A 15,996-nucleotide genomic window follows, 5' to 3' on the forward strand; every position below is an offset into this window, starting at 1 on the left:
TTTTCATCCATTTTTCATTTATTATTGTGCATATTTCATTATAATCAATGGTGATGAGATGTTTTATCAATAATAGGAGGTAGGTATATGATAAGTTTCTTTTTATGTCTGTTGCTTCTGGTTGCAGGTTTCTTCTTCTACAGCAGAATTACAGAAAAGGTTTTCGGCCCCGATGACAGGGAAACACCGGCTCTTTCCATGACGGATGGCAGCGACTACGTTCCCATGGGGACCCCCCGCATCTTTTTGATCCAGCTCCTTAATATTGCAGGCCTTGGTCCCATCTTCGGAGCACTGGCAGGAGCCTGCTGGGGGCCCAGCGTATTTTTATGGATCACCTTCGGAACTTTATTAGGCGGCGGTGTCCACGATTACATGATTGGAATGATGTCCATGCGGCACAAGGGTGCCAGTGTGTCAGAACTGACCGGTTCCTACCTGGGCACTGCCATGAAGCAGATTATGCGTGTATTTTCAGTGGTTCTTCTTGTATTGGTAGGTGTGACCTTTTCTACCGGCCCGGCAAACCTCCTGGCCATGCTGACGCCCCATGTCTTAAATTCCAGATTCTGGCTGGCAGTTGTACTGATTTACTATTTTATTGCAACCTTTGTCCCCATTGATAAGGTGATTGGTAAAATCTATCCTTTCTTTGGAATCTGCCTGATTGTCATGGCTCTGGGTGTTGGCGGTGCGATCCTGTTTAAAGGGTATCATATTCCGGAAATCACGCTTTCCAATCTCCACCCTGCAGGAACACCCATCTGGCCTACCATGTTTATATCCGTCGCCTGCGGTGCCATATCCGGATTCCATGCCACCCAGTCCCCTTTAATGGCACGCTGTCTTACCAATGAAGCGGACGGCCGGAAGGTGTTTTACGGTGCCATGGTTGCAGAAGGTGTCATAGCGCTCATCTGGGCTGCTGCAGGAGTTGCCTTCTATGACGGAACCGGCGGTCTTTTAACCGCACTTGGAAATGGACAATCCAGCGTTGTTTATGAAATCTGCTTTCAGCTTCTTGGGCCCGTTGGTGCCGTTATTGCAATGATCGGAGTTATCGCATGCCCCATCTCATCTGCAGATACGGCTTACCGGAGTGCACGTCTGACTTTGGCAGACTGGTTTAAGCTTGACCAGAAACCGGTGAAAAACCGGCTTCTCCTTACCATACCGCTTCTGGCAGTTGGTTCTGTTCTGACCCAGTTTGATGTTCAGATCGTATGGAGATACTTCTCCTGGAGCAACCAGACACTGGCAATGATTGCGTTATGGACAGTAAGCGTTTATTTATACCGGAAAAAACGTTTTTACTGGATCACAGTGCTTCCCGCTACCTTTATGTCCGCTGTCTCCTGTACCTATATACTGATGGCTAAAGAGGGACTCCAGATCTCCACCACAATTGCTTATCCAATCGGAATTCTTTTTGCCGCTGCCTGCTTTGGTACCTTTTACTATACCTCTGTTCTGGGAAAAGGCAGCCACGCAGGAGCTTCCGCATGTGAGACGGAGTATGCTGCTGCAAAATCAGACTAAGCATCCAAAAGAATGGAACTGCCGGAGGCAGTTCCATTCTTTATTCTCTCATGGCTTTGTTGCACAGGGAACAGTTTGCGCAGTCAGAAGGACTGCAGTGCATTCCGGGCCGTACAAAAGGTTCTATGGTAAAGCCGCATGATTCCAGTTTATATCTGTCATTTTCTATCATCACTTCGCCTGAATCCTGTAAAAACTCCACTTTAATACCCGATACAGTGAGGATCTCATCATAGAGCGGATGAGGTTTTATATGGGGAGAATATTTTTTCATCACCTCTTCCTCTGTCTGAACATAGATGGAGTGATCACAGGTAATAAGAGCTTTAATCTCTCCATTTTCCGTGAAAGACAGAGAATTGCTGTCTGCATTGATTCCGATCTGGTCCGGATCGTAAGCGGTAATTCTTCCGATTGGAGTCGGCAGCAGAACAGGCTCTGCCGGTTCCATTGATTTTAAACTTCCCGACTCATATAAGGACAGCCCCACCTTTGTTTCCACCAATCCCAGGGGAGTCCGTATGGAAGCCTTTTCTCCCGGAAACAAGGTAATACTCTTAATATCACCGCTTTTATAAAAACACAGGCCATTGATCATTGCCTGAAATTCAGTAAAACCCAGATCAAAGGTCAGGGAAATGTTAAGCTCCCGCTCATCTTCCTCCGTCCAGAAACCGCTTATCTGCCCATCGAGAATAAATACCCGGTGAATCTCTCCGGTGGGATAAAATTTAATCAGTTCAGCCGGCAGCTCCCCAATGGGAGTAAGAACCTCCTGCTGCTCTTCCAGTGCCACACTGATCACCATTCCCTGCTTGTCAAATTCCACAGACGGCTTCTTTTTTCTTCTTCCGTTTTCCGTATAGGCCGGAATCAGTTCTCCTGCCTGGGTGACGATCATATTTTTTTCCGACAGGCTCACTCCTGAAAGTTCTCCGCCTGGATGGCAGAGAAAGGAGTCCACTCCGCCCAGGACTCCATAAGGAGTCTGAAGTGTCCGTGCGTCTAAAACCATATAATTTTCCATCCTTTCACCTCCTGCTAACACTGTTTTCTGGTTACCGTTATATGTACTCCGCCCTCCCGCGGGCGGACCTTTTTTTCATAGGAAGCATCTGTTTCCAGCCATGGGGGAATGTGGGCACAGACAAGGCGCAGTTCCAGAAACGGAGTATTGGAAAGGAATGATAAAAGCGCCTTTTTGGAGGAAATCTCCGGGCACTCCTTCTGAAGCTGCATTAAATCCAGAAAATAGATTCCAGGCGTTTCCGTTTCCACAGGTCCGGCATTCTTAATCATCTCTTCTTTCCTTCTTCGTTTTTCATCACTTTCTTCCATATCCCTTACCACTCCGTTTAATGTGTCCTGATCCGCTTTTGGGGCACAAAAGATGCAATATCCCTTTTGGTTGAATACGGAAAAGGGGATTCCTGAAAGTTCTCTGCACAGAACTGCTTTTGCATCCTCTGTGAGAGCCAGGACAGCTTCCGTTTCTTTTCTTAGTTCCTCAACTGTAGTTCCTTTTATTGCGGAAAAGGGAGAGGTCCGCACCACCTGCCACTGTGTCCCCTCTTTTTGAAAAATTTCCACCAGATTACAATGCAAAAAAGGAACAAGTTCCTGATTTTTACTGATTACCGCTATTTTTTCCACCTGCCCGTTCCTCCTTTACCCATCAATTTCAACCACATTGCCATGGATCAGTTTTGCAAGAAATTCCTCCAGCTCAAGCCTTGCATCTTCTTCGTCAATATTTTTTTCCCGGGATAAAAGAGCGGTCAGTTCCCCCACTCCTGCCCCCCTCTCCAGGCTGTTCCATAAAAAGATGCAGATTTCATTTACCGACGGCAGACCATCTAAGGAACCATTCTGGCTGTCTCTTTCATCAAAAATACAGAATTCTCCCCCAAGTTCCTTTAATGTAAATCCAGGCTTCAGCTTTACTTTCCTGATGTTCATATCAGCCCCTTAACCTTTCTATATCCACTCCGCTTTTTATCAGCTCCAAATCTTCTCTGTCATATCCGGTACTCACCATGACGGCTCCGGTTGTCAGCCACATGACAATCAGCCCGCAGATCTTCTGAATCATCAGGATAAGCAGATATGCGCTGATTTCCTCTTTTTTAAAGCTTTGTCTCATGGACTCTTTCAGGAACCTTTCTGCTTCTGTTCCGGCCGGAAAGTTGTTTAAATCATCTTTTTTTAGTACTCCATACTGCTTCACCGACTGATAATAGGCAACTGCAGATTCGATTCTTCTTTTCTCTTCCTTCGCCTGTAAGGTTGTGTATCCGCCTGCATAAATCACAGGGGCACAGCCCATTAATCCTGCAATTCTTTCTCTTAATTTCTGCTTATCATAATAATTGGTTTTGGGATCGCGGATGCGTTCTTCTATCCCCTCAATCCGTCTGCAAATCCGGCTGTTATCCGAATTTCCCTCCATAACCGTATAGGAACCGGCAGCTGTCACCGTTTTTGCCCGCCCCAGCATGGCTTTCGAAACTTCTTCTATTCTGCAAGGATAAATACCGTCAAAAACCACCGTATCCGTATACACCGCAGCGTCCTCTAACAGATCCTCTTTTCTCCTGCCCATTCCCGGCGCTTTCATGGCTCTTACATGAATGCGGTTCTGCTTTACATTTGCATTAAGAAGAGTCAGAGCTTCCCCCTCTATCCCGTCAGCCAGAATGAATAAATTCTGCTGTCCGGTCTTTTCAAGAAGAGGATAGAGGCTTGAAAAGGAAGTGATGGGGGTTTTTACAATCAGGACCAGGGCATCCGATACCGTTCCTTCCGCTCCCACTGCCAGCCCTCCTTCAAGACGCATTCCTCTGGTAATTTCCAGCCTTGTTTCCCCAAACATGGAATCTTTTACAACCACCTCACCCACGTTTGATCCATCAACAACCATTTGGGCAGTCTCCCGGTCTTTGGTAATCGCTTCTACCAGATCCGCTTTTGCATCAGACAGGGGAACCGCTTCTTCACGGACAAATGCTTCCAGGGTTTTTGCAGCTGCCTTCAGCTCCCTGGCGAGAAGTACCGGACTGATTCCCGATGCCGATTTTCTCTCACAATAGGCCAGAAGCTCCGCTGCCAGACGTGCTGACTCTCCGGTTCCGCAGCCTGCAGTCTGGTTAATCTCACCAATGGCCTGCGCTGCCAGACGGATACCCTGATTGAAAAATAAATCCGTTCCCTCAAGCTTTCCTGCCACCTCCGCAGCGGAAAAGCTGTAAACTCCGTTTACCAGCACCTGTCCTTCTAAGGAGAGAACACGGCAGAGACTTAAAATTCCTTCCGCCAGTTTTTTTCTGCCATCATCAAATTTAATCTTCCGAATCATTCCTCTTCCCTCCATTCATTATGGAATTTAAAAGATTTTCCCCTTTTTTGATATCCGTACTGCTGACACTTAAATCAAATTTACGGGCTGCACTATGGACAAATTCATAGAGGTTGCAATTTCCTGCCCTCTCTCCGATTCCAAGCAGCGTTCCATCCACCAGATCTGCGCCTGCCAGCGCCATGACCATGGAATTGGCCACTGCCATTCCAAAGTCATTATGTTCATGAACCTCAATCATGATACCTGTCTGCTTTATTTCCCGTACCAGTTCCCCTGCCCGTTTTGGGAACAATACCCCAACCGTATCAGCAAGACGAATGGTCTCCACTCCCTTTTGTTTCATCAGACGGATTAAAGAGACTAAAAATGCCACATCTGCCCTTGAAGCATCTTCTAAACCTACCGTAATGGGAATGTTATAATCCCTGGCAACTACAATACATTCCTGTAGGGAATTTTCAATCCATTTTTTATTTTTTCCTAACTTATTATAGATCTGCGCATAAGACACAGGGGTCCCGATATGAATTAAGTCCGGTTTCTGCCTGGCTGATTCCTCTACATTCCCAGGGTTTAGTCTGGACCAGAGGGAGATTGCTGCCTGCTTTTTCTTTTTCATAATTTCGCTGATATAATGAACGCCCTCTGTACCTACATCGTAAATCCCCGCCTCGATTTCAGAAACACCGATGCTGTCCAGAAACAAAGCCAGACGCACCTTGTCAGAAGGTGAGAATACGACACCCGGACACTGTTCGCCATCCCGAAGAGTGGTATCAACTATTTTGATTCGCCTTTTCATACTTATCACACTCACTCATAATTGTTAAAAACTCTTCATCAGTTACTTCCCCGCCCTTTTTAATGCTGAGCCGTTTTACCATTTCCAGAATATGCTCCACTGAACAACAGTCTTCCATATGGTACTGCTTCAGCTTATACCGAATGGACGTACCCCCGGAATGCTTTCCCAGGATCACCTTTCTTGATGCTCCCACAAGCTCCGGAGGAAAAGATTCGTAATTGGATGGTTTTTTCAAAACTCCATCCACATGCAGCCCGGATTCAATATAAAAGATCTTTCTTCCGATGACAGGTGTATGACCTGGGATCTGTGTATTTGTCATGGCTTCAAAGATGTTACGTAAGTCAGCCAGCTTCTCGAAGCTGTTGTTGGGTTTATAGCGTTCCACCACTCTCATGGCCAGAATAACCTGCTCGGTGGCAGCCTTGTTGCCGATACCGGTAAAAGTGGTCATCACGGTTCCGTTATGGTGATTTTGTAAGTAATCCGCCGCAATGGCAGAAGCACAATAGCAGGAGTTTTCCGGATACAGGATGGGAGAAGCCTGGATTAAAAGCTTCATTCCCCGTTCATAAATATCACGGCTTTCATAAATGAGTAAATCGTCCAGTCCCGTAAGCCTTAGCTTATTATCCGGTCCGGCACTTTCCAGCCCTCTTAACTCTGATACATCATTGACCTGAATATTGCGTATATACTTTCCGGTACCATCGCAAAAAGAGGAAAGGAAGAAATGAATTCCGGGATATTTCCCGCTTTCCGATGGATTTGGAAGTTCCATATACCAGGTGATTCCCTGTGGTAATTCGCCCTGCATCAGCTGGTAAACTTTTGGAGTTAACACAGCTCCCCATACGCAAAGACTTTCTAAGGTCCGGGCAAACTCAAAAATAAGTTCCTTTTTTAACGGATATTCCTCCAGCATAGTCAGTGTGGCATCAATGATTTTAATCAACAGCAAACCCTCCTTTTTCCCGTGCTCCCTTCCATGTCATAACAGCTGCTAGATCATTAAATCACGAACCGGTTTTCCCCCCTCAAAATGTTCATCAAAGATGCGTTCCACATCGTCCCCGGATACATTGCCGTACCAGACTCCTTCCGGATAAACCACCACAACAGGCCCCTTGTCACAGATTCCAAAGCACCCGGTATTGTTTATTACCACCTCTCCGGACATCTCTCTGTCTTCAATCTCCTGCATAAAAGCCTGGATTAAGTCAACCGCTCCTTTCTGAAAGCACATCCCTTTTTGAGTTCCGTTGATTCTGCAGCTTGTGCAGATAAATACATGATATTTTGGCTGTACCATTTTTCTCCTCCTCTTACATGGCTTCCGCCGCTTTTTTTACCGCATCTTCAATCATGTCATAGGTATTCACCGGCTTGATCCCCAGCTTTGCCAGCTTTTTGGCTGGCTCCATGCCGATGCGCATGGCAATGACTCCGTTGCAGCCGTTTAAAGCAGCTATAATCCGTTCAATTTTATCCTCTTTTTCCCCGCATTCCTCTTCCCCCTGACAATACTGTTCCACATTTCTTTTTTCTGCAAACCGGACTTCCCCATTCCGGTAATCATATAAATAAAATTCCTTTGCATGGCCGAAGTGGGTATCCACTACGACTCCGCTTTTAGAAGCGACTGCAAACCGGTAGCTTTTTGGAACAGGGACAAAAACCGGCTTTTCCTCAGACAGAAATCCTTTTAATTGTATAGATTTATCATCCGTTAACGTTCCAACCGCATCTGCCCGGCAGTGCTGGCAGTGATACATCTGGGGCATGATCTCTTCACACTGTTTTCTGATCTCATTTAGCTGCTTGTTTGAAACAGGCTCCACATGCTCCAGCGCGCTTCCCTTTACCGGAATCATCTGCATTATATTGGTGATAAAGCAGCCCAGTGATTTCACAGCCTTTACCACCTCCGGTACATGACTGTCATTGATTCCCTTCACTGTTACGATATTGACTTTTACCAATATATCACTGGCAATTAAAAGCCTGATTCCCGCAAGCTGGTTTGCCACCATGAGAGCTCCTGCCGCGTCACCGGTGTATTCCCTGCCCATGAACCGGATATATTGATACATCTGTCCGCTGATATGGGGATCAACCGCATTCATTGTTACTGTTACATGGGAAACTCCCAGTTCCTTTAGTTCCCTGGCATACTGGGGCAGCTTCAGTCCATTGGTGGAAAGGCAGAAGGTCACTTTTGGATCCTCCTTCCTTATGAGTTCAAACACTTTTTTCACATTCTCCCAGTTTTCCAGGGCTTCTCCCGGTCCGGCTATGCCCACTACGGTTAAGTTCGGCATTTTTTCTTTCACTGACAGGTACCGCTTAAGCGCTTCTTCAGGCGATAAGATGGAAGAAGTGACTCCGGGACGGCTTTCATTTGGACAGTCAAATTTTCTCACACAGTAGCCGCACTGAACGTTGCAGGCAGGGGCTACCGGAAGATGGATTCTGGCGAACTGATGGGCCTGGCAGTTATAGCAGGGGTGCTCCTTAGTCTTGCGTTTCATGATCTCTTCTTCCGATTCCGGCTGCTTTTTATGATCAATGGCTGTGCCTTTGTAGTATGTATCATATAAGGTTTCGCGGAATGTGGTTTCAACGGTATCAATGAGCTGGTTTGCAATCTCATCCATATATTCCACGGAGCCTTCATAGCCCAGCATTTTTAACCGCTGGCCCCCTACATGGTCATGAATGGGAAACCCTCTGCGAACCAGGGGAAGATGTAAATCTTCTGCAATGCGCCTTCCGTCAGAACTGCCGGTCAGGATATTGGCTTTATAGGCAAGAACCATATCCTCAATATCCTTAAAATCTGCTTTATCTGCTATTTTATATTCGTCCACCAGATACAGACCCGCAAGTTTTTCAATCTCCGGTCTGATCAGTCCGTCAAGCTCTGGACTTGCCGATCCTGCCGCACAGACGACCGGCATGATTCCGCATTCACACATCATGCGCACTGTGGAATATACCAGATCCGGCTCCCCAAATACAGCGGCTCTCCCGGCAGAATGGTATTTGTGGGAATCAATCATGGCATCAATATAGCGCCCTCTCTCTTTTTTCAGTTCCTCCGGGATTTCATTACCGGAAATACGGGACAGTGCATTTAAAAATGCATCTGTATCTCTTAAACCTGCCGGCAGGGACAGCCGCTCATAAGGGACTCCATATGTTTCAGACAGATATTCTCCCACCGAATTCTTATGGTGAAATGCGGTTAATTCCAGAGTAAATCTGGCTCCCCCCATCTGCTTTAACCGGGCCAGTTCCGTTCCTTCATGAGGAAGACGGTTGTAACGGGGATCGTGGGCACCGTCTAAATTATCGGATAAATCAGGCAGAAGAATGGCGTCAATCCCAAAGAGAGAAAGCATCCTCTTTAGATATCTGGTATCTGCAGGGCTTAAGGGCGCTGTGATTACATTTACCAGATTATTCTTTTTGGCATCCATTTTAATAGAAGAAACAATGGCAGAAAGGGCTGCAAAATATCCCTCATACTGGCTTCCCCCATATCCGGGAGAATGGCAGGGGATCAGCGTAATGTCCCCGTACCCCGGATTTTCTTCCAGAAAAGACTGGAGTATTCCCGGAACATCCTCTCCAATGGTCTCCGCCAGACAGGTTGTCATAACACCGATAATTTCCGGATGGTAAAGCTCAATTAAATTTTTTAATCCCTTTTTCAGATTTTCACTGCCGCCATAAACCGTTCCCTGTTCTGTCAGGGATGAGGAAGCGATATCCACCGGTTCATTGTAGTGAGTCGCCATATGACGGCGGATGTAGGTTGCACACCCCTGAGAACCATGAAGGATGGTCATACAGTTCTTCAGACCGTAAAATGCAGTTGCACTGCCCATAGGCATACACATTTTGCAGGGATTGATATTTAGATTCACCAGAGGTTTTACTTCACTTTTCATCGTCACTCCGCCTTTCTGTCAGCTGATATATCCCCATACCGGACTGTTTATGCTTTTATTGATTTCCATGGTGAAATTGACCACCCCTTCAAAACCAGCTAACGGGAACTTTCTTTCATGGTTGTGATCGCAGAATGCAATTCCCAGCTTATAGGCAAGAGGTCTTTCCTTTACACCTCCCACCAGAATATCCGCTCCCTTTTCTTTCATAAAGGTTTCTAACTCTGCAGGATTTGCATCATCAAGAATAATGGTATCGGATTTCACCAGACTCTCAATCATTTCATAATCTTCCTTTTTCCCTGTCTGGGTTCCGACCACCACAGTTTCCATCCCCATAGCCTGGAACTGGCGGATGAGAGAGATGGCCTTAAATCCCCCTCCTACATAGATAGCGGCTTTTTTCCCCTCCAGATTTTTCCGGTACCGGCTTAAGAAGTTTTCCAGCTCCTCCCCTTTCTTTCTGCAAAATTCTACCGCCTTTTTTCTGGCCAGTTCATTTCCCAGTGCCTCAGCCGTCCGGATTAAAGAATTGGTGGTATCCTCGATTCCGAAGAAACTGACCTTTATAAAGGGAATACCGAATTCCTCCTCCATGCGGTTTGCCAGATAGGTGCTTGAGCCTGCACACTGGACAATATTTAATGCAGCCTTCGGCGCTTCAATCATATCTTCATAGCAGGTGTCACCGGTAAAACCGGAGATCACATCAATCCCTATCTCCCTGAAATAATTTTTAATAATCCACATTTCTCCTGCCAGATTAAAATCCCCTAATATGTTAATGGCAGTCCTCTTCTCTTCACTTTTATGGGGAAGAAGCACGTTCATAATGGCATCACATGCCATCCGGTAGCCGGTGGATTTATTACCGGAAAAGCCGGGAGACTTTACAGGAATCACAGGAATGTGATACTGCTCTGATTTCATCTTACATAAGGCCTCCACATCGTCTCCGATCACGCCGACAATGCAGGTGGCATAGATAAATATCAGCTTTACGTTATCTTCCTTCTCCATCAGTTCATCGACTGCTGCCTCAAGCTTTCTGATTCCGCCGAATATAATATCTGTTTCCTGCAAATCCGTAGAAAAGCTGTTTCTGTAAATGTCCTCCCCGCTTGTTAAGGACCCCCTGATATCCCAGGTATAGCTGGAACACCCGATTGGACCGTGGACGATATGCCAGGCATCGGTAATGGGATTTAAAACAACTCTGGCTCCGCAGTATACACAGGCCCGCTGTGATACGGAACCGGATACACTGTTGCTGTCACATGAAATTCCGCCCCCCGGACCATTGCACCCGTCTTTTACAACAATGGAACTTCTCCTGGCGTCCAATATATTCCTGTTGCTGTTCTCCGTTTCCATGATCATACTCCTTTCAAAGACCCGCCAATTTAAACAGAAATAGGGAGGGGTCGGCTCCCTCCCTGGTTCCATTCACTTTCTGATTTACATAACTACATCAAAATCTTCGTCAGCCGCATCCCGGTCCTGCCGGTCCATCATGGCATCTACGATCTTTTCCGTATACCGGATTGCACCTGCATATCCTACAGTCGCCTGTATGGGGTTTCCGTAGCGGTCCAGTACAGGAAATCCCATCCGCACCAGCGGAATATCTTCTGCTTTTGCAATCTGCTTTCCATAGCTGGAGCCTAAAAGAAGATCTACCCGCTCATTTTTAATCAGCTGATGGAGATAAAATAAATCCGTATCTGCCTTCACCACATATTCGCTTTCATCCACTCCATACTGATCCATCAGCTCTTTGATCTCTTTCTCCCAGTGAGCTTTGGGGGTACCGGTTATGATGTATTTGGGACTCATTCCCAGTTCCAGGCATAAGGCGGTGAAGCCATACACAATATCAGGATCTCCGTAGATGGCGGCTTTCTTCTTATATACATACTGGTGGGAATCCAGCATTAAATCCACCAGTCTGCCCCGCTCATCCTCCAGCTCTTTGGGTACCTCTTTTTTTGTAAATTTCTGAAGCTCCAGTATGTACTGGTCTGTCAGCTTGACGCCTACAGGGACTGGAATATTGGAGAAAGGAACTTTGTATTCCTTTTTTAAATGCTCCGATGGTTCCAGCGAACAGTAGATTCCCATGGAAATCAGCTTCTCACAATCTCCCAGCGCTTCAATATCTTTGGCTTTGGTACCTGCATTGTCATGGAAATATTCATTCTTTCCATCCATTGGATGATCCAGTGTTCCGTCATGATCAGGAAAATAAATATATTCCGCACCCATCAGCCCTGCAATCCGTTTTAGCTCCCTGTCATCTCCGGGATTGACCCAGCCCGGGAAAATGGCTACTTTTCCATTGGGCGTTCCCGTTTTCTTCGTCATATACCGCATGAAACCAATCATCATGTTGGAAAAGCCCTGAATATGGGACCCTTCATAGGAAGGTGTACTGGCATAAAGGACTGTTTTTCCCTCAGGCACTTCCATATCCAGAATATAGGAACCAACGTCGTCACCAATGGTCTCTGAAAGACAGGTGGTGTGTATTGCCATAATATCCGGTTTATAAATATCAAAGACGTTCTTTACTGCTGTATTAATATTGCTGCGTCCTCCGAATACGGAGGCTCCCTCTGTAAAGGAGCTTGAGGAAGCAATGGCAGGCTCTTTGAAATGCCGGCTCAACACCGTTCTGTGATAGGAACAGCACCCCTGGGATCCATGGGAATGGGGCATGCACTTTTCGGCACCCAGAGCGCAGAACATCGCTCCTACCGGTTCACAGGTCTTACAGGGATTGATGGTCATGTGGCGGTTTTCCATAATTTCTTTTGGTGTTAATTCAAGCATCAGCCAGCACCTCCTAACGTTCCTTCTAACATCGGCATGGTTTTCCACGGCGGTTTTACCAGTGACCAGGCATTTGTATAAAGACTCATGGTTAAATCTCTTCCAAAGTTTACTGCTCCCCGAAAGCCCGCATACGGTCCGGAATAGTCATAGGAATGCATCTGGCGGGATACGACTCCGCCATGCTGTATGGCATATTTATCCTTGATTCCGGAAAAGAAAATGTCTGGTTTATACTCTTCAATCAGCTGGTCTGTCTCGAACATGTTGTAGTCATCCACCACCATATAGCCTGCCTTCATGTCTTTTATCATTCCGCTGTAGTTATCCAGTTCCACCCCTTCATTTCTAAGAACTTTCAACTCCTCCTCAGAGTATCTGTCCTCATATCCCACTGCCCTCTCCACCGAAATCTCCTCGATGTTTTTAGAATCTGCATCGGCCTTGATCTGAGGAATGATTTCCCGCCCCTCATAATCATCACGATGGGCAAATTCATAGCCTGCAATGGTTGTTTCCATACCAAAATCCCTTAAAAGCATCTGGTAATGATGGGAACGGGAACCTCCCACAAAGATTCCGGCTGTTTTTCCCTTTAATTTGGATTTGTAATACTCCATATCCTCATTGATTTCCGCCAGTTCCTCTGCAATCACTTCTTCCGTGCGTTTCGTCAGCTCCGGATCATTGAAATATTTCGCCATCATCCGCAGTGATTTGGACGTAGCCCCTACTCCGATAAAATTCACCTTCAGCCAGTCAACTCCATATTTTGTCTTCATCATCTCTGCTATGTAATTGATAGACCGGTGGCACATGACCAGATTTAAATCTGCCAGATGGGAATTTTTTAAGGTTTCATAGGAACCGTCACCGGTAAATACAGAAACCACTTCATATCCAATCTTTTTAAGAATCCGTTCCTGTTCCCAGCCGTCACCACCAATGTTGTATTCGCCTAAGATATTTACGCTGTATTTTCCTTTGGGCGCTTCTTCCCCTTTTCCGATTACGTAACGCATCAATCCGTTGTTTGCGATGTGATGACCGGCTGACTGGGAAACTCCCTTATAGCCTTCGCAGGAATAGCCGATAGCAGTAATGCCGTATTTTTCCTCCACTCTTCTTGCCACTGCCTGCACATCATCACCAATCAGACCGATGGGACAGGTGGAGCAGATGAAAATACACTTAGGATGGAAAAGTTTCATTATCTCATCAATTCCCTCTTCCAGCTTCTTCTCTCCTCCAAATACGATATCCGATGCCCTCATATCTGTACAAAAGGAATATGGAACAAAATTGGGTTCACCTTCGTAGGAAGGTTTCGCTTTATTCCTTCTGGTTCCCCAGGAATAGAAAGCACAGCCAATGGGACCGTGTGTAATGACGACTGAATCCTTAACCGGTCCAACCACAACGCCTTTACAGCCTGCATAGCAGCAGCCCCTTGCTGTAATAATCCCTGGTATTGCCCTGGTATTTGCTGTAATCTCATCCGGATTTTCTCCGAATTCCAGCTGAGTGATGTGACTTTTTCTATTTTTAAATACTCTGGATGAATATTTATCCAGCAATAAATCTCGTTCCTTTGACATTTCCCTCACCTCCTGTCAATATGCCTCTATTGTGCGTTCTCCGCTTCTGACGGTGTAAGCCTCATAAATGGGAAGCACAAATATTTTTCCGTCGCCGGGATTTCCTGTCTGGTTTGTTTTTATCAGTATTTCCACCACATCCTTTACCTGCTGATCTTCTACAATCAGGGTGATCAGCCTTTTTGGAATCCAGCGGAAGGACTCCGTTAAATATTCTCCTTTGGGAGACATGGGAAGCTCTCCTGTTTCCAGTACCAGGGACAAAAGCTCCGGATCAATCCGTTTCTTTCCTCTTCCTAATACCGGTCTGCAGGTAAATGCAGGAAATCCGCCTTCTGCCAGAGCTTTCTTCGTGGGGTTTATTTTGTTCACCCGGATAAATGCCATTACCTCTTTCATAGCAATCGTTCCTCCTAAAGTCCCTGCTTTCCTGTACTGATGGTATAAGCATCTTCTACAGGAGACACAAAGATACGTCCGTCTCCGTAATTGCCTTCCCCAGTCCTTGCGGTTCTCATAATCACTCTGACCAGATCGTCCTTATCTTCGTCGTTGCAGAAAAATAACAGCATTTCTTTTGGAATCTCATCGTAGTGAACATCTCCTACCGTGATTCCTTTCTGTTTGCCCCGTCCATATACATCCATCTTGGTCACTGCCTGAAATCCCGCTTCTGAGGCTTCCTTCATAACAAAATCCGCTTTTTCCGGCCTGATAATCGCTCTCACCAATAACATAATATTTTCTCCTCTCCCTCACCTCTTAGTCCATAACTCCGTACTGCATTAAAATTTCTTCCAGTTCATCAATCTTCATGGGATTTGGAATTACAAACATTTCATTGGAATCCACTTTTCTTGCCAGAGTACGGTATTCATCTGCCTGAGGCTCATCCGGGGAAAAATCGATAACGGTTCTTTTTCTGATCTCTGCTCTCTGCACCGCATTGTCTCGAGGTACAAAATGAATCATCTGGGTGCCGATTTTCGCTGCCACAGCCTCTACAAGATCCTGTTCCTTATCTACTTTTCTGGAGTTGCAGATGAGGCCTCCAAGCCGGACCCCGCCGGTCTTTGCATACTTGGTAATTCCTTTGGAAATGTTATTTGCTGCATAAAGCGCCATCATCTCACCGGAGCATACAATATAAATTTCCTGTGCCTTTCCCTCACGGATCGGCATTGCAAAGCCTCCGCACACTACATCGCCAAGAACATCATAAAAAACATAATCCAGATCGTCGGTATAGGCTCCCAGCTGTTCCAGCAGATTAATGGAGGTGATGATTCCACGGCCTGCACAGCCTACACCTGGCTCCGGTCCGCCGGATTCCACGCCTTTGATTTTGCCGTATCCTTCCTTTAAAACCGCCTCCAGCTCAATGTCATCGCCTTCATCACGAAGGGTATCAAGTACCGTCTTCTGTGCCAGACCGCCTAAAACCAGTCTGGTGGAATCCGCTTTGGGATCGCATCCCACAATCATAATGTGCTTTCCCATCTCTGCCAGACCTGCCGTTAAATTCTGTGTCGTTGTGGATTTACCGATACCGCCTTTTCCATAGATCGCAACCTGTCTCATAACCAATTCCTCCTTACATAAAAGAAGAGGCGGAAGGCAGATCTCTCACAGATCCTGCCATTCCACCTCTTTGTGAATAGAAAATGAAAAAGTAACCTTAAAGTTTTGTCGACGACTTAGGTTGCTATCACTATATATGTTTTCACCATTGAATTCAATACAACACAATGCACAAATATAAATCTTTAAATCTCTTATTTACAGTATTTTATACAAACTAATGCTTGTTATCTAAAAATTATTCCATCTAAAAAAAATAACAGCCTGACAATCTGCCGCTGTAATCATAAAAAGGAGCCGAATTACCGGCCCCCTCCTCTGTTCTGT

At 46.0% G+C, this 15,996-nt stretch carries 15 protein-coding genes; 1 reads left to right on the forward strand and 14 read right to left on the reverse strand.

The window, feature by feature from the left end:
* Positions 1-87 precede the first annotated feature (87 nt).
* Positions 88-1,539: a carbon starvation CstA family protein gene (locus DS742_RS08840; RefSeq protein ID WP_117416628.1), complete on the forward strand. Its 1,452-nt coding sequence runs from the start codon at positions 88-90 to the stop codon at positions 1,537-1,539.
* A gap of 40 nt (positions 1,540-1,579) precedes the next feature.
* Here DS742_RS08840 and DS742_RS08845 read toward each other — a convergent pair whose 3' ends face one another.
* From DS742_RS08845 to nifH, 14 genes are all read right to left on the reverse strand, one after another.
* Complete coding sequence (locus tag DS742_RS08845) at positions 1,580-2,566, reverse strand: hypothetical protein (protein ID WP_117416629.1); 987 nt, start codon at positions 2,564-2,566, stop codon at positions 1,580-1,582.
* Between the two features lie 14 nt (positions 2,567-2,580).
* Positions 2,581-3,192 (reverse strand): Fe-only nitrogenase accessory AnfO family protein, encoded by a 612-nt coding sequence (locus tag DS742_RS08850; protein WP_117416630.1) that lies wholly within the window; start codon positions 3,190-3,192, stop codon positions 2,581-2,583.
* Between the two features lie 15 nt (positions 3,193-3,207).
* The gene (locus tag DS742_RS08855; RefSeq protein WP_117416631.1) at positions 3,208-3,498 is read right to left on the reverse strand and encodes a PqqD family protein; all 291 of its coding nucleotides are present in this window, start codon (positions 3,496-3,498) and stop codon (positions 3,208-3,210) included.
* A 1-nt stretch (position 3,499) separates the two neighbouring features.
* A complete protein-coding gene (locus tag DS742_RS08860) occupies positions 3,500-4,894 on the reverse strand; it encodes a TCP-1/cpn60 chaperonin family protein (RefSeq protein WP_117416632.1) in 1,395 nt (464 codons plus the stop codon).
* Positions 4,878-5,699 carry a hydroxymethylglutaryl-CoA lyase-like TIM-barrel protein gene (locus tag DS742_RS08865; RefSeq protein WP_117416633.1) on the reverse strand — a complete coding sequence of 274 codons (822 nt, stop codon included), beginning with the start codon at positions 5,697-5,699 and terminating at the stop codon, positions 4,878-4,880. Before DS742_RS08865 ends, DS742_RS08860 begins: the two co-directional genes overlap by 17 nt.
* Positions 5,674-6,657, reverse strand: a complete 984-nt coding sequence (locus DS742_RS08870; protein WP_117416634.1) for a homocitrate synthase/isopropylmalate synthase family protein — start codon at positions 6,655-6,657, stop codon at positions 5,674-5,676. Before DS742_RS08870 ends, DS742_RS08865 begins: the two co-directional genes overlap by 26 nt.
* A gap of 48 nt (positions 6,658-6,705) precedes the next feature.
* On the reverse strand, positions 6,706-7,014 hold the full coding sequence (locus DS742_RS08875) for a 2Fe-2S ferredoxin (protein ID WP_117416635.1): 309 nt from the start codon (positions 7,012-7,014) through the stop codon (positions 6,706-6,708).
* A gap of 13 nt (positions 7,015-7,027) precedes the next feature.
* Positions 7,028-9,658, reverse strand: coding sequence for a nitrogenase component 1 (locus DS742_RS08880; RefSeq protein WP_117416636.1), 2,631 nt, complete (start codon positions 9,656-9,658; stop codon positions 7,028-7,030).
* 18 nt (positions 9,659-9,676) lie between these two features.
* The gene (gene nifE, locus DS742_RS08885) at positions 9,677-11,032 is read right to left on the reverse strand and encodes a nitrogenase iron-molybdenum cofactor biosynthesis protein NifE (protein WP_117416637.1); all 1,356 of its coding nucleotides are present in this window, start codon (positions 11,030-11,032) and stop codon (positions 9,677-9,679) included.
* An 84-nt stretch (positions 11,033-11,116) separates the two neighbouring features.
* Positions 11,117-12,490, reverse strand: coding sequence for a nitrogenase component 1 (locus DS742_RS08890; RefSeq protein ID WP_117416638.1), 1,374 nt, complete (start codon positions 12,488-12,490; stop codon positions 11,117-11,119).
* A complete protein-coding gene (locus DS742_RS08895; protein ID WP_117416639.1) occupies positions 12,490-14,088 on the reverse strand; it encodes a nitrogenase component I subunit alpha in 1,599 nt (532 codons plus the stop codon). Before DS742_RS08895 ends, DS742_RS08890 begins: the two co-directional genes overlap by 1 nt.
* Before the next feature lie 15 nt (positions 14,089-14,103).
* Complete coding sequence (locus DS742_RS08900; protein ID WP_117416640.1) at positions 14,104-14,487, reverse strand: P-II family nitrogen regulator; 384 nt, start codon at positions 14,485-14,487, stop codon at positions 14,104-14,106.
* A 14-nt stretch (positions 14,488-14,501) separates the two neighbouring features.
* Positions 14,502-14,825: a P-II family nitrogen regulator gene (locus tag DS742_RS08905; RefSeq protein WP_117416641.1), complete on the reverse strand. Its 324-nt coding sequence runs from the start codon at positions 14,823-14,825 to the stop codon at positions 14,502-14,504.
* A gap of 25 nt (positions 14,826-14,850) precedes the next feature.
* Positions 14,851-15,669: a nitrogenase iron protein gene (gene nifH / locus DS742_RS08910; protein WP_117416642.1), complete on the reverse strand. Its 819-nt coding sequence runs from the start codon at positions 15,667-15,669 to the stop codon at positions 14,851-14,853.
* Positions 15,670-15,996 lie beyond the last annotated feature (327 nt).

Source organism: Lacrimispora amygdalina, assembly GCF_003432035.1.
GTDB classification, from domain to species: domain Bacteria; phylum Bacillota; class Clostridia; order Lachnospirales; family Lachnospiraceae; genus Lacrimispora; species Lacrimispora amygdalina.